This window comes from Paraburkholderia nodosa, assembly GCF_001718195.1.
In the GTDB taxonomy this organism is placed as follows: Bacteria; Pseudomonadota; Gammaproteobacteria; order Burkholderiales; family Burkholderiaceae; genus Paraburkholderia; species Paraburkholderia nodosa_A.
Window position 1 is genome coordinate 78,806 of the sequence record NZ_MCNV01000027.1, and the last position, 18,753, is coordinate 97,558.

Annotated in this window: 18 protein-coding genes and 1 tRNA gene; 13 read left to right on the forward strand and 6 right to left on the reverse strand. The window is 63.9% G+C overall.

The window, feature by feature from the left end; genetic code table 11:
* Positions 1–12 precede the first annotated feature (12 nt).
* From BFD71_RS31950 to BFD71_RS31980, 7 genes are all read left to right on the forward strand, one after another.
* Positions 13–759 carry a Nif3-like dinuclear metal center hexameric protein gene (locus BFD71_RS31950; protein ID WP_069268265.1) on the forward strand — a complete coding sequence of 249 codons (747 nt, stop codon included), beginning with the start codon at positions 13–15 and terminating at the stop codon, positions 757–759.
* Positions 760–996: 237 nt separating this feature from the next.
* Positions 997–1,617, forward strand: a complete 621-nt coding sequence (gene petA / locus BFD71_RS31955) for a ubiquinol-cytochrome c reductase iron-sulfur subunit (RefSeq protein WP_069268266.1) — start codon at positions 997–999, stop codon at positions 1,615–1,617.
* Positions 1,617–3,017 carry a cytochrome b gene (locus tag BFD71_RS31960; RefSeq protein ID WP_069268267.1) on the forward strand — a complete coding sequence of 467 codons (1,401 nt, stop codon included), beginning with the start codon at positions 1,617–1,619 and terminating at the stop codon, positions 3,015–3,017. Before petA ends, BFD71_RS31960 begins: the two co-directional genes overlap by 1 nt.
* An 18-nt stretch (positions 3,018–3,035) precedes the next feature.
* Complete coding sequence (locus tag BFD71_RS31965; protein WP_083245573.1) at positions 3,036–3,836, forward strand: cytochrome c1; 801 nt, start codon at positions 3,036–3,038, stop codon at positions 3,834–3,836.
* Between the two features lie 114 nt (positions 3,837–3,950).
* Positions 3,951–4,562, forward strand: coding sequence for a glutathione S-transferase N-terminal domain-containing protein (locus tag BFD71_RS31970; RefSeq protein ID WP_027797364.1), 612 nt, complete (start codon positions 3,951–3,953; stop codon positions 4,560–4,562).
* A 79-nt stretch (positions 4,563–4,641) separates the two neighbouring features.
* The gene (locus tag BFD71_RS31975; RefSeq protein ID WP_069268268.1) at positions 4,642–5,148 is read left to right on the forward strand and encodes a ClpXP protease specificity-enhancing factor; all 507 of its coding nucleotides are present in this window, start codon (positions 4,642–4,644) and stop codon (positions 5,146–5,148) included.
* Positions 5,149–5,166: 18 nt separating this feature from the next.
* Positions 5,167–5,242: transfer RNA gene (locus tag BFD71_RS31980), tRNA-Thr, on the forward strand.
* Between the two features lie 85 nt (positions 5,243–5,327).
* Here the strand turns inward: BFD71_RS31980 and BFD71_RS31985 are convergent.
* Complete coding sequence (locus BFD71_RS31985) at positions 5,328–6,278, reverse strand: cation diffusion facilitator family transporter (RefSeq protein ID WP_069268269.1); 951 nt, start codon at positions 6,276–6,278, stop codon at positions 5,328–5,330.
* Between the two features lie 69 nt (positions 6,279–6,347).
* A complete protein-coding gene (locus BFD71_RS31990) occupies positions 6,348–9,128 on the reverse strand; it encodes a type IIG restriction enzyme/methyltransferase (RefSeq protein WP_069268270.1) in 2,781 nt (926 codons plus the stop codon).
* A gap of 244 nt (positions 9,129–9,372) precedes the next feature.
* Here BFD71_RS31990 and BFD71_RS31995 point away from each other — a divergent pair, with 244 nt between their 5' ends.
* Positions 9,373–10,521, forward strand: a complete 1,149-nt coding sequence (locus tag BFD71_RS31995; protein WP_069268271.1) for a methyltransferase — start codon at positions 9,373–9,375, stop codon at positions 10,519–10,521.
* 123 nt (positions 10,522–10,644) lie between these two features.
* Here BFD71_RS31995 and BFD71_RS32000 read toward each other — a convergent pair whose 3' ends face one another.
* Positions 10,645–10,965, reverse strand: a complete 321-nt coding sequence (locus tag BFD71_RS32000; RefSeq protein ID WP_028206633.1) for a hypothetical protein — start codon at positions 10,963–10,965, stop codon at positions 10,645–10,647.
* Between the two features lie 377 nt (positions 10,966–11,342).
* On the opposite strand from BFD71_RS32000, the gene BFD71_RS32005 reads away from it, so the two are divergent.
* Positions 11,343–12,194 carry a class I SAM-dependent methyltransferase gene (locus BFD71_RS32005; RefSeq protein WP_069268272.1) on the forward strand — a complete coding sequence of 284 codons (852 nt, stop codon included), beginning with the start codon at positions 11,343–11,345 and terminating at the stop codon, positions 12,192–12,194.
* A gap of 19 nt (positions 12,195–12,213) precedes the next feature.
* On the opposite strand, the gene BFD71_RS32010 is transcribed toward BFD71_RS32005, so the two are convergent.
* Positions 12,214–12,783 carry a DUF1415 domain-containing protein gene (locus BFD71_RS32010; protein WP_069268273.1) on the reverse strand — a complete coding sequence of 190 codons (570 nt, stop codon included), beginning with the start codon at positions 12,781–12,783 and terminating at the stop codon, positions 12,214–12,216.
* Between the two features lie 19 nt (positions 12,784–12,802).
* Positions 12,803–13,444 (reverse strand): TetR/AcrR family transcriptional regulator, encoded by a 642-nt coding sequence (locus tag BFD71_RS32015; RefSeq protein WP_069268274.1) that lies wholly within the window; start codon positions 13,442–13,444, stop codon positions 12,803–12,805.
* 175 nt (positions 13,445–13,619) lie between these two features.
* Between BFD71_RS32015 and BFD71_RS32020 the strand changes: the two genes are divergently transcribed.
* From BFD71_RS32020 to BFD71_RS32030, 3 genes are all read left to right on the forward strand, one after another.
* On the forward strand, positions 13,620–14,903 hold the full coding sequence (locus tag BFD71_RS32020; RefSeq protein ID WP_069268275.1) for an MFS transporter: 1,284 nt from the start codon (positions 13,620–13,622) through the stop codon (positions 14,901–14,903).
* Between the two features lie 157 nt (positions 14,904–15,060).
* A complete protein-coding gene (locus BFD71_RS32025) occupies positions 15,061–15,663 on the forward strand; it encodes a nitroreductase family protein (protein WP_069268276.1) in 603 nt (200 codons plus the stop codon).
* A 190-nt stretch (positions 15,664–15,853) separates the two neighbouring features.
* Complete coding sequence (locus tag BFD71_RS32030) at positions 15,854–17,113, forward strand: Hsp70 family protein (RefSeq protein WP_069268277.1); 1,260 nt, start codon at positions 15,854–15,856, stop codon at positions 17,111–17,113.
* Positions 17,114–17,270: 157 nt separating this feature from the next.
* On the opposite strand, the gene BFD71_RS32035 is transcribed toward BFD71_RS32030, so the two are convergent.
* A complete protein-coding gene (locus tag BFD71_RS32035; protein ID WP_027797379.1) occupies positions 17,271–17,474 on the reverse strand; it encodes a cold-shock protein in 204 nt (67 codons plus the stop codon).
* 433 nt (positions 17,475–17,907) lie between these two features.
* Here BFD71_RS32035 and BFD71_RS32040 point away from each other — a divergent pair.
* Positions 17,908–18,753: APC family permease (locus BFD71_RS32040; protein ID WP_141710868.1), on the forward strand; the 846-nt coding region annotated here is incomplete at its 3' end.

Genomic DNA, 18,753 nt, shown 5'->3' on the forward strand with positions numbered 1-18,753 from the left:
TTAGAGGATTATATGGATCGGATCGAACTGGAATTGTATCTGAACAATCTTCTGGAATCCGCGCGGTTCAAGGACTACTGCCCCAATGGCCTGCAGGTCGAAGGGCGGCGGCGCGTGGAGAAGATCGCCACGGGCGTGACCGCCTCGCTCGCGTTTCTCGAAGCCGCGCTCGAGTGGGGCGCCGACGCGGTGCTCGTGCATCACGGTTACTTCTGGAAGAACGAAGCCCCGCAAATTACGGGCCGCAAGTACCGTCGCCTGAAGACGCTGCTCGCGAACGACATCAACCTGTTCGCCTACCATCTGCCGCTCGACAGCCATCCCGAACTCGGCAACAACGCGCAGTTGGGCGCCCGGTTCGGCTGGATCGGCGAACAACGCTTCGGCGACCAGGATCTTGGCTGGATGGCCACGCTGCCCATGCCGATCACGCTCGCGCACTTTACCGCCGAGGTCGAGCAGACGCTCGGCCGCACGCCGCTCGTGCTCGGCGACCCCGACTGGCAACTGCGCCGCGTGGCCTGGTGCACGGGCGCGGCGCAAAGTCTCTTCGACGCGGCGATCGACGCTGGCGCCGACGTCTTCCTCACCGGCGAGATCTCCGAGCCGACCACGCACACCTCCGCGGAAAGCGGTGTGGCGTTCCTCGCCGCAGGCCACCACGCGACCGAGCGCTTCGGCGTGCAGGCGGTGGGCGCGCACCTCTCGGAAGCCTTCAACATCGAGCATCTTTTCATCGATATCGACAATCCCGTTTGATTGCGTATTCGGCGCAAATTGTCGTGGCGCAGCATCGTTTTATTCATGAGGCATTTACAAACTGAAAAGAAAGTGGCCCTCTTTTCTGCGGGAAAACCCCGAGATATCAAGGACTTCCGAGGCTTTTTCGAGAGCGCCCCTTGTAAATGCCAACTCCATTCGAGCAAACTAGCGTTCGGCAGCACCGCGGGTAAGCTGGCGTGACGGAAAAATCCAACTCAGAAGTGGGGCGATGTGATGCGAGACAACGAGAATGACCGCGTCGATGGCAGCCGCCGAACCTGGCTGATTGCGACGTCCGTAGCAGGTGGCATTGGAGGCGTGGCCACTGTCGTACCTTTCGTAGGTTCCTTTGCACCATCCGAAAAAGCCCGCGCCGCCGGCGCGCCCGTCGAAGCCGATATCACGAATCTGCAGCCCGGCTCGATGATGACCGTCGCCTGGCGCGGCAAGCCCGTGTGGATCCTGAATCGCACGGATCGCATGATGGCCGACGTGAAGAAGGCCGATCCCGATCTGGCCGACCCGAACTCCGAGCACCCGTTCTCGATGCCGATGCCGGAGTACTGCATGAACGAATTCCGTTCGCGCGCCGAGCATCAGAACATTCTCGTGGCGGTGGCCGTCTGCACCCATCTGGGCTGCACGCCGACGGCGCGCTTCCAGGAAGGCCCGCAGCCGAACCTGCCCGACAGCTGGCCGGGCGGCTTCCTGTGCCCGTGCCACGGCTCCACCTACGATCTCTCCGGTCGCGTGTTCAAGAACAAGCCGGCGCCGCAAAACCTCGACATTCCCCGCTACATGTTCGCGTCCCCGACGCAGATCGTGATCGGCAAGGACGAAAAAGGAGAAGCGTGATGGCGACGGGAACCGAAAAGGACGTGGTGGAAACGATCGGCGCATCTTCCGGCCTGCAGGGCTGGATCGATAAGCGTTTTCCGATGACGGCGAGCTGGCGCGCTCACGCTTCTGAGTACTACGCGCCCAAGAACTTCAACTTCTGGTACTTCTTCGGCTCGCTCGCGCTGCTCGTGCTGGTGAACCAGATCATCACCGGTATTTTCCTCACCATGAATTACAAGCCCGATGCGACGCTCGCGTTCGCATCGGTCGAGTACATCATGCGCGAGGTGCCGTGGGGCTGGCTCATCCGCTACATGCACTCCACGGGCGCTTCGATGTTCTTCGTGGTCGTGTACCTGCACATGTTCCGCGGGCTGCTGTACGGCTCGTACCGCAAGCCGCGCGAACTCGTGTGGATCTTCGGCTGCGCGATCTTCCTGTGCCTGATGGCCGAGGCGTTCTTCGGCTACCTGCTGCCCTGGGGCCAGATGTCGTTCTGGGGCGCGCAGGTGATCGTGAACCTGTTCTCGGCGATTCCCTTCATCGGCCCCGACCTCTCGCTGTGGATTCGCGGCGACTACGTGGTGTCGGACGTCACGCTCAACCGCTTCTTCGCGTTCCACGTGATCGCCATTCCACTGGTGCTGGTCGGGCTCGTGATCTGTCACATCATCGCGTTGCACGAAGTGGGCTCGAACAACCCCGACGGCATCGAGATCAAGGCGAAGAAGGACGCGAACGGCGTGCCGCTCGACGGCATCCCGTTCCATCCGTACTACTCGGTGCACGACTTCATGGGCGCGTGCATCTTCCTGATGATTTTCGCGGCGATCGTGTTCTTCGCGCCGGAGATGGGCGGCTACTTCCTCGAGTCCAACAACTTCGTGCCGGCCAACCCGCTGCAAACGCCGCCCGAAATCGCGCCGGTCTGGTACTTCACGGCGTTCTACGCGATGCTGCGCGCCACGACCGACCCATTCAAGATCGTGCTGATGGTCGTGATCGCGCTGCTCGGGCTGCTCGCGCTCGTGCGCGCCCGCGGCAAATGGCGCGCCGGGCTGCCGGTGCTGGCGGTGCTCGTGATCCTCGCCATGTACTTCACCGAGTCGAAGTTCTGGGGCGTGGTGGTGATGGGCACGGCGGTGATCTCGCTCTTCTTCCTGCCGTGGCTCGACCGCTCGCCGGTGAAGTCGATCCGTTACCGGCCGTTCTTCCACAAGGTATTTCTCGGCATCTTCGTGCTGGCGTTCCTGACGCTCGCGTTCCTCGGCACGAAGCCGCCATCGCCGGCGGCCACGCTGATCGCCCAGATCTGCGCGCTCGTCTACTTCGCTTTCTTCCTCGGCATGCCGTTCTGGACGCCGCTTGGCACTTTCAAGCAGCCGCCCGAGCGCGTGCGGTTCAAGCCCCATTAACTGACGAGCGAGGAAGATATGACGAAACGTTCTCTTTTTTCGACGCTCGCGAAGGTGAGCATACGGGCTGCCGGCGTCCGGGCCGGCTTGGCCGCGCTGGCGTTCTCATGCGTCTTTGGGGTCGGATCTGTCGCGGCGCAGGAAAACATTCCGCTCGACCGCGCTCCCGATAACGGCGAAAATCTTGCTTCGCTGCAACACGGCGCCAAATTGTTTGTAAACTATTGTCTGAATTGCCATAGTGCGAACTTGATGCGCTATAGCCGGTTGCAGGTTCTCGGCATTCCGCAGAAGCAAATCGAAGATAATCTGTTGTTTACGACCGACAAGGTCGGCAACACGATGTCCATCGCGATGCGCCCGGACGACGCGAAGGCGTGGTTCGGCGTAGCGCCGCCGGACCTCTCCGTGGAAGCGCGGGCGAAAGGGCGAGACTGGCTGTACACGTACCTGCGCAGCTTCTACCGCGACGACACGCGGCCGACTGGCTGGAACAATCTGGTGTTCGAAAACGTGAGCATGCCGCACGTGCTGTGGCAGTTGCAGGGCATCCGCACGGCGAAGTTCGAGGACACGACGGACGAGGAAACCGGGGAAAAAGTCCGTCGCTTTGCCGGGTTCCAGCAGGTCACGCCGGGAACGCTCTCGCCGGTGGATTATGATGCCGACGTGGCCGACCTGGTGGCCTACCTCGGCTGGATGGCCGAACCCGAGCAGAAAACCCGCAGGCAGCTTGGCGTGTGGGTGCTCTTGTTCCTCGGCGTCTTGAGCTTTTTCGCGTGGCGATTGAACGCCGCGTACTGGAAAGATATCAAATAGGCACGTCCTGACCGACGTGGGGCCGGTGCGACGAGATGCCGTCTGACGGTTCAGGGACCGTCAGACGGTTTTTTCGCCCGCTGGCCTTTTGGGTTTATTGAGGAAATGTAAATCATGATGGTTCTGTACTCCGGCACTACCTGCCCGTTCTCCCAGCGTTGCCGGCTGGTGTTGTTCGAAAAGGGCATGGACTTCGAAATCCGCGACGTCGACCTGTTCAACAAACCGGAAGACATCGCCGTGATGAATCCGTACGGTCAGGTGCCGATTCTGGTCGAGCGCGACCTGATTCTGTACGAGTCGAACATCATCAACGAGTATATCGACGAGCGCTTCCCGCATCCGCAGCTGATGCCGGCCGACCCGGTCCAGCGCGCCCGCGCGCGTTTGTTCCTGCTCAACTTCGAGAAGGAGCTGTTCGTGCACGTGAGCACGCTCGAAAACGAGAAGGGCAAGGCCGCCGAGAAGAACCACGAGAAGGCGCGCCTCGCGATCCGCGACCGCCTCACGCAGCTCGCGCCGATCTTCCTGAAGAACAAGTACATGCTGGGCGAAGAGTTCTCGATGCTCGACGTCGCCATCGCGCCGCTGCTGTGGCGCCTCGACCACTACGGCATCGAGCTGTCGAAGAATGCCGCGCCGCTCATGAAGTATGCCGAGCGCATTTTCAGCCGTCCGGCGTATATCGAAGCGCTGACGCCGTCTGAAAAGGTCATGCGCCGTTAAGCAGTATCCTGGCAGTTGCAGGTAACAGAGGCGGCGTACACAGCGTGGGTGTGGACGCCGCCTCGTGAAAGGATTGTTGATGCAAGAGATTTCCACCAAGCCGTATTTGCTGCGCGCGCTGTACGAGTGGTGCACGGACAACGGCTTCACGCCGCACATCGCGGTGCGGGTCGATAACCGCACACGCGTGCCGCGCCAGTTCGTGCGTGACGGCGAGATCGTGCTGAACATCAGCTTCGAGGCGACGAGCCAGTTGCAGATGGGCAACGAGATGATCGAGTTCCACGCGCGCTTCTCGGGCAAGTCGCACAAGATCGAGGTGCCGGTGTCGAACGTGCTCGCGATCTACGCCCGCGAGAACGGTCAGGGCATGGCGTTCCCGGTCGAGTCGCCGCCCGGCGACGCCGACGACGTGCTGTCCTCCGAGGACCACGAAGAAGCCGAAGCACATGAGGCGCCTGCAGTGCGCGACGAACCTGCCGAGGAACCCGCCGCGCCGCTCGCGCCGGTCGCGACGCGCGCCGCCGACAAAGATGACGATGGCGGCAACAAGGGCGGCAAGGGCCACCTCAAGATCGTTAAATGAAGTAGAATAGCGGGCTACGCCGGCTTAGCTCATCTGGTAGAGCAGTTGATTTGTAATCATCAGGTGGCGGGTTCGAGTCCTGCAGCCGGCACCATATTCGAAGCAATGCGTCAAGACAAAGGGTTACGTGAAATTCACGTGACCCTTTGTGCTTTCTGCACCCGCCCGCACCAGATTCCTCACTCCGCCCATTGCGGATCGCTCGTGAACATGATCGTGAGCCAGCGGTGCGACTCGTCGCCGCCGATGGCCCGGCCGATTTCGTCTCGGATCGCGTCCCATTCGGCGATGCGCTTCGCCGGCATGTCGGGCGGCACGACGAAATACAGCTCGATCTCGCGGGAGCGGCCCACTTTCGCGACATAAGCCCGGTAATACTCGAAGGCGTAGCGCTCGACGAAGCGTTTCGCGACGGCATCGACATGCTGCTTGAGATCCGGGGGCGCCACGAGCAGCACATCCAGCAGCGCCTGGCGGATCTCCGCGAGCGGAATCGGGATGATCACCACGCACACCACCACGAGCGCCGCCGGGTCGACATAGGGGGTGAAGCGCTCCCATGTCGTTCCCTGAATTGCATAGCCGACGCTGAAGGCGACCAGCAGCGCCGCTGTAATGCCCGCGGACATGATCCATGACTTGATATCGAGGCGCACGAAATCCGAGTGGATCCGGCGGTTCGCGCGCGATTCGAATACCGCCATCGCCGCGCAGGCACTCACGGTGAGGACGGCGTAGACGAGTGCGGGACCGAAGTGCAGTTCGTGGCCGCCGGAGAGCAGGTTGGTGATGCCGTTGATCAGCGCGTAGACGGCCACGCCCACGAGCAGCGTGCTGTTGAGCCCGAGCACCATGGGTTCGAGATGCCAGAAGCCCATGGTGAATCGCTCGCGCCATTTGCGCGGCAGGTCGACGTTGACCGCGTACGAGGTGATCAGTCGCACGACGGCGAGTGCGAGCGCGCTCATGCTCGCGTCGACGAGCGAATAGACTCCGTCGAACACAATCGAAAACGAGCCGGAGATCAGGCCGAACAGAATGCCGATGAGGGCGATCACCAACGTCGTGGCGATCGATAGCGTCAGCACGCTGCTCTCGTCGGAAGCACTGAAGAAGCGAAGCCGTTCCATGATGTCTGCCCTGCGCGAGGATGAGCAAGACTAGCCGACTCGCCGGGACGCCGTCTCGGCGTTGCGCGGTCAGCTTGCTTCGCGCGCCATCGAGTCGGCGCGGCCTTCCACGAGGTCGATCTCCTGTGGCGACAGGCCGAATGCCGCATAGAGGCGTCGATCGATCTCGCGCGCGATGCCGTCCGCTTCAGCGGCGTCGCATGCGGACTGCCCGGCGCGCAGCAAGCGGGTCACGCAGTCGGCGACTTCGCTGCGCACCGAAGCGCCGCCCGGCACGGGCAAGGCGTCGATCATCGATGTCGTGAACGCCACGCCGCCGTTGTAGCTCGACGCGCCGTACTTCGCGCGGATCAGGAACACCGAGAGCGGGCAGTTGAGCAACGCCGCCGCGAACTTCAGCAGGTCCTCGTCGTCCGAGCGCAGGATCAGTGTGGTCTTGCCTGGGATCGTGTCGCCTGCGAGATCGAGCGTCGCATCGAGCCGTGTGAGGCCTTTCACGATCACCTTTTTCGCGTTGGCTTTCGCGCCGTAGCCGTTCCCGAACGTCGACGCGAAGCGCTCGCGCTCGACCACGGGTGCCTCGTAGCGTCGCCCGAGATAGGTCATCGGCTTGCTGCCCCAGCGCGAGACGTAGCGCCCGAGCGTGCCGGTGTTCACCACGCGGTAGTGTTGGTCCGGCTGGAATCGGCCGTCGGCCGCTTCGACGAGGGGCGCGAGCCGGTAGGCGTCCGACGTCGCACAGGCGTTCTCGCAGGGCAGCAGCGAACCGAGTGTGGGGTGCGCACCGGCGAACCGCTGCACGAACGCGGCGTGCGGCGAGAGCAATGCGTCGAGCGGCCATGGCGCCTCGAGCGAGCGTTTGTCGGTTTGCGCAAGCTCGGTGAGCGTCTCGCGGTCGATGCGCGCGGTCGCGATGGCAGGCGTGCCCGACTCGCGAAAGAGCGTGATGATCGAATCCACACGCGCCTGCTCGAATACGTCGCGGCCGAGCCTGACGATGCGTTCGATCTTGTCCAGATGCCGTGCGCGCAACGCATTGCCGAAGGGCTTCGAGAGCCACTTGTCGGGCGTGAGATACGCCATCGCGCCGCCTGGCCTCAGGAGCGCGAGGCCGAGCTCGATGAACACGATGTAGAGGTCCCAGTTGCCCCGCGCGCTCGGCCAGCGCTGCGCCAGCCGCTCGCGCAACGCGCGCTGGCCCTGGTTGATCATGCGCTCGGAGTCGATATAGGGCGGATTCGCTATGACGGCGTCGAAGCGCTCGAAGTCGCCTTCGTCGGTGAGGAGGTCGGCGAATTCGATGCGCCATTCGAACGCCGCGGCGTTTTCGGGGGGCGTGTCGGCCTGGTGGTTCGCGAGGGCGTTGCGCAACGCTTCGCGCAATTGCGCGCATCGGGCGATTTCGGCGTGCCTCGCCGCGGCTGTAGCCGTCGCCCGCAGTCTAGCCGCGCTGGCACGATAGTTCGCCACTGGCTCAGCGTAGCCGCGCAGCGGCGTATCGAAGTCGAAACGGCTGAGCGTCGCATTGCCTGCTTTGAGGTTGGTCTCGAGGTTCGGCAGAGAAGCGGTGAAATCGGCGTGTTCGAGCAGTTCGATCCACAGCCGCAGGCGCGCCATGCCGACCGAATCCGGGTTGATATCCACACCGAAAAGCGAGTGCTCGACGATGTCCCGCTTGACACTGAAGAGCGCGGCTTCGATCTTGCGGATGGTCGTGCCATCGCGCTCGCGGGTGAGCGGTTCGCCGTTCGCATGCGTCACGCAAAGCCGGTCCGCGGTGACGTCGATGCGGCAAGCGCTGAGTGCTTCGCGGTCCTGCGCGTTCAGCAAGCCGAGGCGCACTTTCAGCGCCAGCAACTCGTTGAGCGCTGAAACGAGCAGATGCCCCGAGCCCACTGCGGGATCGCAGATGCGCAGCGAGTCCAGAATCGCGCGCGCCTCGTCGCGGCTTCCGATCGATGCGCCGATCAGTTCGGATAGCTGATCGATGTTCGTGCAGTGCCAGCCTTTGGCGCGATTCAGCCGATTGAGCGCCGCCTGCGTGATGGCGGGACGGGCGAGTTGCATCGCGACGCTGCCGGGCGTGTACCAGGCGCCGTCGCGGTATCCGTTGAGCTTTTCGAAGACGAGCCCGAGCGAAGAGGCATCGAGGCAACGCCTGTTCGCCACGGTTGGCTCTCGCGCCACCAGACCGGCGGAGAAGTCGAAGGTGGCGAGAAAATCGAGCAGATAGGCAAGCGTGTGCCGCTCGCCGCTCGCATCGGGGAGCACGGTCGCCTCGTACGGCGGCAGCGTGGCGCGATCGTCGAGCATGCTCATGCCGAGCAGGCTACGGTCCAGGTCTTGCGGCGCGAACCGCGAACCGTCGAAGCGGGGAAGGTGAGCGAAGCGGGCTGGCGGCGTGTCGTCACCGGCGCCGAGGACGGTGTCGCACAGCGCGTCGAGATCGCTGAACGAGCGGATGCGTTGGGCGTTCAGGAACGCGTAGGCCGCATCGTCGCCGTGGAGCGTCAGCAGACGCGTTTCGAGCACCTTGAGAAATACGAGGCGGCTGATCCAGGCGATGCAAAGCCGGAGCGCGAGTTCGAAATGGTCGGTCTTCGGCCCCTCGCCTGGGCTCTCTCCGTCGCAGGCGGCGAGGCGCGACAGCGCGAGTTCGATCAGCGCGCCGGGCAAACGCTCGTGCGGCGCGGGTCGCGCGACGGTGCGCCTCATGCCGGAAACGCTCTCCCGCAACCCGACGATATGCAGCAGTTCGGCGTAAAAGCCTTCGTCGAGCCCAGCACCGGCGCTGGCGCGGCGCGTGCGCGGTTTGCGCGCGCGGCGTGTCTGCTGGGTGGTTGCTGGCATGGTCTCGTGCGGGTGGGCCTGGCCTGACGGGGCGCGGTCGGCGCCCATTTTACTGCCGGGCGGGCGCGTTTCGTCCTACGTCGTCTGGCCTGGTCGACGCGCCCGCCCGTCTGAGCGATCATCGTTGCGAAGGCGACGTGGCGGAACGCGCCGCGTCGCTCTGCTATATGATGGCGCCCCGCGGCGGCAACCCGCGGGCCAGGTACGAATCGACGAACTGGCCCGCCGCACCGAATATCCGACTATGACCGAACATCCCACTCTTACCTGGCCCGACACCGAAGGCCCGCGCACGGTGCGCTGGCGCTCCGAGGCTGGCGTGCCGGCGCCCAAACGCGTGGTCATCGCCGACGATCGCACGACTGCGGACGCTGCGTACCGCCTTGCCTGCGAAGGCACCGCCCTCCTGTGGCGCGGCGACTATCAGAACGCACGTCAGCTGCTGCAGGCCATGGCGCGCCGCGGGGAGCGCAAACCCCGCAAGGCTGCGCCGCCCAAGGCGCCGGCTTCACCGCTCGAAGCGTTTCATCTGCATCGCCAGGTGCAGGCGCAGCGTGCCCGCACGCTCGGCATGGTGCTGATTCCGCTCGAAGGCGACTACAGCATCAACCTGCGCCGCGCACCCGACGTCCGGCTCGCGTGCGAAGAGGCGTGGGGCGCGGCCGATGGCGAAGCTTCCGCGGCGTCGCTGCGCGAAATTCTGGGTCTGGTCGGCGCCCACGAATGGCGCAAGAAGGGTGTCGAGATCGCGGCGCTGAACGGCGCGCGCATTCATCCGTACTACGGTGTGTTCTCGCCGGTGCGCGGCGAATACGTCGATCTCGTCGCGCGCACGGCGCTGCCGTCGCTCGAAAAGGCCTTCGACATCGGCACGGGCACGGGCGTGCTCGCCGCCGTGCTCGCCTCGCGCGGCGTGAAGAACGTGGTCGCGACTGATCAGGATGCCCGCGCGCTGGCTTGCGCGAACGAGAACCTTGACCGCCTCGGCTACGCCGCGCAGGTCGAGGTCGTCGAGGCGGATCTGTTCCCGCCGGGGCGCGCGCCGCTCATCGTCTGCAATCCGCCATGGGTGCCGGCGCGGCCCGCGTCGCCCATCGAGTACGCCGTGTTCGATCCCGAGAGCCGCATGCTGCGCGGCTTTCTCGGCAGCCTCAAGGATCATCTCGAGACGGGTGGCGAGGGGTGGTTGATTTTGTCCGACTTCGCGGAGCATCTCGGGTTGCGCACGCGCGAATCGCTCATCGAGATGATCGTGGAGGCGGGGCTCGAAGTGGTGGGCCGGGAGGACATTCGCCCGCGGCACCCGAAAGCGTCGGATCCGACCGATCCGCTCTATCGTGCGCGCGCGGCCGAACTGACGTCGCTGTGGCGCCTCAAGGTGCGCGCAGAGTGAGCCGGAGGGAAAAAGCGTTGGCAAAAAAGAAGAGGCCGGGCCGCTAACGGCCCGTGCGGGTATCGAGTATCGGCGTCGGCGGCCTGGCTGCCACGCCGGGTGTGCGTCAGATTTACATCGGCTTCAGCCCGGATAGGCCTCGTCGACCTTGAGGCCTGCCAGCTTGAAAATCACGCGCAGCGTTTGTGGCTTGATATCGCGGCGCGACGCCAGTGCCGACATCACGAAATCGAGCACCTTCGCGTACTTCAGCAGAATCAGGCAGGTCTCGAGATCCGAAGGGCCGTCGCGCATGCTTTCCGCGACCCGCAACATCTCCACCGAGATGTCGCGCGCCATTTCCAGCTCCAGTTGCTGCTTTTCCGTCCAGTCGGGAACCGTGACGAGTTTCGTAAGCAGTTCCTGGAATTTTTGCTCTGCGTTTCCGTCAGGTATCGTATTCATTGCATGCCCCATGCAAGGCCGCACAGCGTCGCGCGCTCTTTGCGCAGCGAGGACTGCGCCAGCCTGATTCATCGCAACCGGCACTCCCGGTGCGACCTCCCAATGCGCGCCTGTCGATTCGTTGCCGGCCGGTCGCGCTGCGTTTTGGTCCTTTTTTTGGGCATCGGGGACGAAAAAATCCTCGTGTCTCTTCTATTCAACCCCTCCCTGCTGTTCGCACGTGGGTCAGCGTGCCGGGACGCTATTACGACACTGGCCGCTCTTATGGGTTCGGCAGCCTCGACTCGCTTTTTTCGTAAAATGACAGAATTACTGCAACCCTTCTGTCGCCTGTCGCACGTTTCGCGACATACCACGCCTTTCATCCGATCACGCCGATGTCCAGCAAGACCTACGAAGTCCGTCCGAACCAGTCTGTCGAACTCCTCAAGGAGCTCCACATCCTGACGCGCGACGGCAAGATGAACCAGGACAGCCGCCGCAAGCTGAAGCAGGTCTATCACCTGTTCCAGTTCATCGAGCCGCTGCTCAAGGACCTCAAGCAGGATGGCCGCGACGTGACCCTCGTCGATCACGGGGCGGGCAAGTCCTATCTGGGCTTTATTCTCTACGACCTGTTCTTCAAGGATCAGCGCGACAGGTCACACATTTATGGCATCGAGACGCGCGACGAGCTCGTGCAGCACTCGCAGGAACTGGCCAAACGGCTGGGCTTTGGCGGGATGTCGTTCCTGAACCTGTCGGTCGCCGATTCGATCACCTCGCCGCAGCTGCCGCCAACGGTCGATATCGTGACGGCGCTGCATGCCTGCGACACCGCCACCGACGACGCCCTGCGCTTCGCACTCAAGAAGCACGCGCGCTACATCGTGGTCGTGCCGTGCTGCCAGGCCGAGGTGGCGGGAGTACTGCGCCGCAACAAGGGCAAGTCGCTCGGCCAGGCACTCACGGAGATCTGGCGCCATCCGCTGCATACGCGCGAATTCGGCAGCCAGATCACCAACGTGCTGCGCTGTCTGCAACTCGAGGCGCACGGCTATCAGGTGAGCGTGACGGAACTGGTGGGCTGGGAGCACTCGATGAAGAACGAACTCATCATCGCCCAGTACAAGGATTTGCCGAGGCGCCGTCCGGCGGAGCGGCTCAACGAGATTCTCGAGACGTTCGGGCTGGCGGACCTGCGCGAGCGCTTTTTCGCCGACGAGGGCGAGGCGGCAACCGAAGGCTGAACTCGTGAGCAGCGCGGCGTCAGTCGCGCTTGCTCATCCACTCTTGCCAACCTTCGAAGCCGAGCTTGCGCAGCGTTTCCTGGTTGCGTTCGTAGATGTCGGCGGCGTCGGGGAATGCCTCGACTGCGCGTTCGATGCTCGCTTCCCGCAGCAGATGCAGGATGGGGTAAGGCGCGCGGTTCGTGTAGTTCTCGATGTCGTCGGGCTCGGCGCCCTCGAACTGGAATTGCGGGTGAAAGCTCGCGACCTGAAGCGTACCTTCCAGCCGCAGCTGCTGCACGAGGCGCTCGGCAAACCAGGTCGCGTCATTGAAATCGGCGAAGTCGGCAAGCGTGTGGGGCAGGATCAGGAGCGTCGTGTCGATCTCGGTGGCATCGGCTTGTGCCAGCGTTTGCAACTCGCGTTCGAGATCGGTGAGGACACCTTCCAGATCGGTCGCCTCGCTGATCACGTAGCGAATCTGGTTCTTCACGTGCACGCTTTTCGCAAATGGGCAGAGGTTCAGCCCGATCACGGCGCGCGTGAGCCAGTGGCGGGTCGCTTCGAGAATGGCGGCGTGGTCGGGGGACAGAGCAGCGGTTTCGTTCATCGTGACATTTTACGGGCGGCTAGCGCCCGGGACATGCCGCCTCGATCAACAGCTTTGCCATGCGCGGCGCAGCGAGAATCGCGCCGCACCCGGGGCCGTAAGTCTGGCTTGCGGCATAGATGCCTTCGACGAGCAGCGCGAGTTCCTCGGCGAGCGCGACCGGGTCTTTGGCTCCGGCTTCCTGTGCGAGCGCGGTGAGCCGCGCCATGAGCCGCGTCTTGTTGTTGTCGACGCTGCGCCGCGCGGGGTGGGTGGCGTCGGGAAATTCGGTCGCGACATTGACGAACGGGCAGCCGCGATAATCCGGCACCGAGGCGCGGCGCGCGAGGTCCTCGAAATACTGCACCAACTGCTTTGCCGGTTCACCCGGATGCTTCGCGAGACTTTCGTCGAAGCGCTCGAAAAAGCGCACGTCGCAGCGCTGCAGGTAGGCGACGACAAGATCGTCCTTCGACGAAAACTGCCGGTACAGGCTCATCTTGTTGACGCCGGCGCGCTCGACTACGGCCTCGATGCCGACCGCGCGCACGCCTTCGCGATAGAACAGCTCATCGGCGGCGCGCAACAGGTGCTCGTGCGCGCGTGCACCAGCCGTCTGCGCGCGGGGGCGGGGCGTGCGGGAAGCGGTGCTAGCGGTTTCCTCGTGGCCTTCGTGTTTCATGAGGGCTTCTCGCGATCAGGGTGATTGCTTGACATGTTACCGAGCGGTAACTACTATCGCAACACACTTGTGACCGATCGGTAACAATCAAAGCGATGGCGAATCGTCGCGGCGAGCGGTCATGCCAACGAAAACATCGGCATGTCGAACCCGGCGCGCCGCGACAGGAGCACCAATGGACTGGGCAGCGAGGCGAATAGGCGGACGTTTCCACTACGGATGGCTCGTCGTGGCGGTGGTGTTTCTAGTGTTGCTGGCGGCGGCCGGCACGCGTGCGACGCCCAGCGTGATGATGGTGCCGCTCGAGCATCAGTTCGGCTGGAGCCGGGCGACGATCTCGCTCGCCATCTCGGTGAATATCGCGCTCTACGGCCTCATGGGCCCGTTTGCGGCGGCGGCCATGCAGCGCTTCGGCGTGCGTCCCACGCTGCTCGCGGCGCTCGGCACCATGGCAGCGGGCGTGGCGCTTTCCGCGCTAATGACGCATCCGTGGCAGATGATCCTGATTTGGGGCGTGATGGTGGGCGGCGCCACCGGCGTCGCGGCGCTCTCGCTCTCGGCGACCGTCGTGACGCGCTGGTTCCACTCGCACCGCGGGCTTGCCATGGGCATCCTCACCGCGAGTTCGGCCACGGGCCAGCTCGTGTTCCTGCCGCTCCTCGCGGCGATCGTGGAGAAGCACGGCTGGCAGTCGGTGGTGCTCGTGGTCGCGGTGGCCGCCGCTGCGGTGCTGCCGCTCGTGCTGTTCCTGCTGCCCGAGCGGCCCGCGAGCGTGAATCTGCGCCCGTTCGGCGAGGACGAGAGCACGCCCGTCGCGCCGCCCGCGCCGCATCAGAATCCGCTGAAGATCGCGTTCGACGCGCTCTTCTCGGCGAGCCGCACGCGCGACTTCTGGCTGCTGTTCTTCAGCTTCTTCATCTGCGGCGCCAGCACGAACGGCTACGTGGGCACGCACCTCATCGCCATGTGCGGCGACTACGGCATGACCGAAGTGCAGGGTGCATCGCTGCTCGCGACGATGGGTATTTTCGACCTGTTCGGCACGACGCTCTCGGGCTGGCTCTCGGACCGTTTCAATAGCCGCTTGCTGCTGTTCTGGTACTACGGGCTGCGCGGACTTTCGCTGATCTATTTGCCGCACGCGTTCGGCATCGACTTCTTCGGGCTGCCGATTTTCGCGGTGTTCTACGGCCTCGACTGGATCGCGACGGTGCCGCCGACCGTGCGGCTCGCCACCGATGTGTTCGGCAAGGAGCGCGCGCCGATCGTGTTCGGCTGGGTCGTGGCGGGCCATCAGCTCGGCGCGGCATTCGCGGCGTTCGGCGCAGGCCTGCTGCGCTCGAGCCTCGGCACCTATACGGTGGCGTCGATGATTTCGGGCGGCCTGTGCCTCGTGGCGTCGTTCCTCGTGCTGCGCATCAACCGCGGGCCGCGCGCCGTGGGCGTGCAAACGGCCTGACGCGGCCGTAGCGACTTTACAGCGCCGGTTCGCACTTCGGCGCACGCCGACAGGCGACGCATCAGCGTCGCCTGTTGCGTTTGAGCGGATTTCACGCGCTGCGGTTATTCTAATGACCCCCGGGCAAGCCGCCCGTCACCCCAAGGACACACAAGGCATGACGAAGCACAAACCCGCACCGACAGCCGTGCCCATTCACGAACTCATCGCCGGCCGCTGGAGCCCGCGCGCCTATTCGAGCGAGCCGGTGAGCCGCGAGGCGCTGCACGCGGTGATCGAGGCGGCGCGCTGGGCGCCCTCCGGCTACAACCTGCAGCCGTGGCGCTTTATCGTGTTCGACCGCAGCGCCGACGAAGTCGCGTTCAAGCGCGCATTCGCGACGCTCGTGCCGTTCAACCAGCAGTGGAACGCGCCGGCGTCGGTGCTGATTGCGGTGACGGCACACACGCTCAACGCGAAGGGCGAAGTCAACCGCACGGCGCAATACGATGCGGGCGCCGCAGCCATGTCGCTCGTGCTCCAGGCGCATGCGCTGGGTCTCGCGGCGCACCAGATGAGCGGTTTCGACGTCCAGGCGTTCCGCACGGAATTCGCGCTGCCCAACGACGTGGAGCCGCTCTCGATCATCTCGATCGGCCACTACGGCGAAGCCGAGAAGCTGGAGCCTGTCCTGCGCGACCGTGAAAAGGCGGAACGTACGCGCTCGGCGATGGGCGACATCGCCTACGCGAACGCCTGGAAGCAGCCGTTCAAGGGCTGAGCCGGGAGAAACCCCGCGCTTATGAGGGGTTGCGAGCTTTAGCGAAAACGCGCGGCATGGCCCGCGCGTTTTTTCTTGCGGGGTCGCATCGTGGGCCCGCGGTTGCCCCGCGCGGCGCTTTCGTGCTACAAAGCCGATCCCCCCGACCTTTCCTCTCTTGCGCGCGCATTCGCTGCGGCGCGCTCTTGCCATGACCAGCTTCTGCGCGATTGACTTCGGAACCTCCAATTCGGCGGTGGCGCTCCCGGCAGCGGCCGACGGCGCAATGCGCCTCGCGCCCGTGGAAGGCGCACACACCACGTTGCCCACGGCGGTGTTCTTCAACGTCGACGAACACACGCGCGAATTCGGCCGTGCGGCGCTCGCGTCCTATATCGACGGCTTCGACGGCCGGCTGATGCGCTCGATGAAAAGCATCCTCGGCTCGCCGCTCGCCGAGAGCACGACCGACCTCGGCGACGGCAGCGCGATGCCCTATACCGAGATCATCACGATCTTTCTGGAGCACCTGAAACGCAGCGCCGAACGTTGCTCGGGCACGCCGATCTCGCGCGCGGTGCTCGGCCGTCCGGTGTTCTTCGTCGATGAAGACCCGCGCGCCGATCAACTCGCCCAGGACCAGCTCGAAGCCGCGGCGCGCCGGGTGGGCTTTCGCGAGATCGAGTTCCAGTACGAGCCGATCGCGGCGGCGTTCGACTACGAGTCGCGTCTCGCGGAGGAAGGGCTCGTGCTCGTCGCCGACATTGGCGGCGGCACGTCGGACTTCTCGCTCGTGCGCGTGGGGCCCGATCGCATGACGCGGCTCGAACGCAAGGACGACGTACTCGCGCACCACGGCGTGCACGTGGCGGGCACCGACTTCGACCGCCGCGTCGAACTCGCGACCATCCTGCGCGAACTGGGCTACCAGTCGCTCGACCCCGAAGGCCGCGAGGTGCCGAACCGCATTTATTTCGATCTGGCGACGTGGCATCTCATCAACACGATCTACACACCGAGGCGCGCGACCGAGCTGAAGCTCATGCGCCACCTGTACACCGATACGCGCCATCACGACCGGCTGATGCGGGTGGTCGACGAACGTCTGGGTCACGCGCTCACGGCGCGCGCGGAGGAGGCGAAGATCGGCGTTTCGGCCGGCGGGGAGACGATGATCGACCTCGAGGCTGTAGAGGCAGACTTGCGTCTGGCGTTCGGCGACACGCAACTCGTCGAGGCGGGGCGCGAGGAGACGCGGCGTATCGTGCAGGCCGCGCGCGAAACGGTGCAGGCAGCGGGGGTCGCGCCGGCTCAGGTGAGTGCGCTTTACTTCACGGGCGGCTCGACCGGCCTCGCGTTCCTGACGCAGGCGCTGGCCGAGGCGTTTCCGCAGTCACAGGCCGTGTTCGGCGATCGTCTCGCCAGCGTGGCGACGGGTCTCGGCATTCACGCGCAGCGCCTTTTCGGCTAAACGCACCAGGCGCCTAAACCTCGCGCTAGAGCGCCAGGCAAGAAAAAACCCCACCTTCCGGAAGAAGCATGGGGTTTTTCGGTAAGCTTGCTAGCGAGGAACTGCGCAGAAGTTGCGTTCAGATCCTAAAGCCGTAGCAGACCGATGAGCGCAGTACTTAGACCGGCTTGATGTTGGCAGCTTGCTTGCCCTTCGGGCCCGTGCGCACTTCGAATTGAACCTTTTGGTTCTCTTGCAGCGTCTTGAAGCCGTCAACCTTGATTTCCGAGAAGTGCGCGAACAGGTCTTCGCCGCCGCCGTCCGGAGTGATAAAGCCAAAGCCCTTAGCGTCATTGAACCACTTGACGGTACCGGTTTCCATATTACTTTCCTAAAAATGAATGAAGGCCGAAGCCCGAGAGGTGCACGAAAATCAAGGAAGGGGTATGGGACCAGCCGGAGTACCGTTGATGGGCGAACTACGAAAGACCAATTCACACTCGCCGCTTGAAATCCTGCCCGAACTTTATACGGCTAAATGGCAGGAAGGTCAACTAGGTCCCCGGGAAAGTTCGTATTTTTTTGCCACAGGGTCGAAACGAACCCTTACAAAGCTTGATAAGCAAATGACTTTTTTGTATTAGGCCGTCGTTTTCGACGCCCTTCCATGGTGCAACCGGTTAAACTACGCGCCGCGCAGAAGTTGCGCCTACAGGCGCAATCTTTTGTGCGGAGGTACGACAACCGCAGCAAACCCGCCCGCACAACAGACGGGATAAACGCGGTGTCGAGCTGCTCTCGAAACAGGAGAAGACGTGAAAAGTTCTATTCAACGGAACATCGGCCCGTTCGCGCTGATGTTCACCGGCCTCGGGTCGATCATCGGTTCGGGCTGGCTGTTCGGCGCGTGGAAGGCGGCGAAAATTGCAGGTCCGGCGGCGGTTTGCGCCTGGATCATCGGCGCCGTGGTCATTCTGGCCATCGCGCTCACCTATGCCGAACTCGGTGCGATGTTCCCGGAGTCGGGCGGTATGGTCCGCTACGCCCGCTACTCGCACGGCGCACTGGTGGGCTTCATCAGCGCGTGGGCGAACTGGATCGCCATTGTCTCGGTGATCCCGATCGAAGCCGAAGCCTCGATCCAGTACATGAGCACCTGGCCCTATGCCTGGGCGCACGCGCTCTTCGTCGACGGGTCGTTGACGCATTCAGGGCTCGGGCTCTCCGCGATTCTCGTGATCATCTACTTCATGCTCAACTATTGGGGCGTGAAACTGTTCGCGCGTGCCAACAGCGCGATCACGATCTTCAAGTTCATCATCCCGGGTCTGACGATCATCGGCCTGATGGCGGGTAGCTTCCACCAGGAAAACTTCGGCCAGACGACCTCGTTCGCCCCGTACGGCTGGTCGGCGGTGTTCACGGCGGTTGCCACGAGCGGCATCGTGTTCGCGTTCAACGGCTTCCAGAGCCCGATCAACCTCGCGGGTGAAGCGCGCAATCCGGCGAAGAGCGTGCCGTTCGCAGTGATCGGCTCGATTCTCTGCGCGCTCGTGATCTACGTGCTGCTGCAGGTCGCCTATATCGGCGCGGTCAATCCGGCCGACGTCGCGAAGGGCTGGAACACGTTCAACTTCAAGTCGCCGTTCGCGGAACTCGCG

Coding starts and splice junctions, on each gene's coding strand:
- BFD71_RS32035 (WP_027797379.1), bottom strand. CDS start 17,474: ATGGAAACCGGTACCGTCAAGTGGTTCAATGACGCTAAGGGCTTTGGC.
- BFD71_RS32015 (WP_069268274.1), bottom strand. CDS start 13,444: ATGAAACACGAAGGCCACGAGGAAACCGCTAGCACCGCTTCCCGCACG.
- BFD71_RS31990 (WP_069268270.1), bottom strand. CDS start 9,128: ATGCCAGCAACCACCCAGCAGACACGCCGCGCGCGCAAACCGCGCACG.
- BFD71_RS31975 (WP_069268268.1), top strand. CDS start 4,642: ATGCAAGAGATTTCCACCAAGCCGTATTTGCTGCGCGCGCTGTACGAG.
- BFD71_RS31995 (WP_069268271.1), top strand. CDS start 9,373: ATGACCGAACATCCCACTCTTACCTGGCCCGACACCGAAGGCCCGCGC.
- petA (WP_069268266.1), top strand. CDS start 997: ATGCGAGACAACGAGAATGACCGCGTCGATGGCAGCCGCCGAACCTGG.
- BFD71_RS31960 (WP_069268267.1), top strand. CDS start 1,617: ATGGCGACGGGAACCGAAAAGGACGTGGTGGAAACGATCGGCGCATCT.
- BFD71_RS31970 (WP_027797364.1), top strand. CDS start 3,951: ATGATGGTTCTGTACTCCGGCACTACCTGCCCGTTCTCCCAGCGTTGC.
- BFD71_RS32010 (WP_069268273.1), bottom strand. CDS start 12,783: ATGAACGAAACCGCTGCTCTGTCCCCCGACCACGCCGCCATTCTCGAA.
- BFD71_RS32025 (WP_069268276.1), top strand. CDS start 15,061: ATGACGAAGCACAAACCCGCACCGACAGCCGTGCCCATTCACGAACTC.
- BFD71_RS31950 (WP_069268265.1), top strand. CDS start 13: ATGGATCGGATCGAACTGGAATTGTATCTGAACAATCTTCTGGAATCC.
- BFD71_RS32005 (WP_069268272.1), top strand. CDS start 11,343: ATGTCCAGCAAGACCTACGAAGTCCGTCCGAACCAGTCTGTCGAACTC.
- BFD71_RS32020 (WP_069268275.1), top strand. CDS start 13,620: ATGGACTGGGCAGCGAGGCGAATAGGCGGACGTTTCCACTACGGATGG.
- BFD71_RS31965 (WP_083245573.1), top strand. CDS start 3,036: ATGACGAAACGTTCTCTTTTTTCGACGCTCGCGAAGGTGAGCATACGG.
- BFD71_RS32030 (WP_069268277.1), top strand. CDS start 15,854: ATGACCAGCTTCTGCGCGATTGACTTCGGAACCTCCAATTCGGCGGTG.
- BFD71_RS32000 (WP_028206633.1), bottom strand. CDS start 10,965: ATGAATACGATACCTGACGGAAACGCAGAGCAAAAATTCCAGGAACTG.
- BFD71_RS31985 (WP_069268269.1), bottom strand. CDS start 6,278: ATGGAACGGCTTCGCTTCTTCAGTGCTTCCGACGAGAGCAGCGTGCTG.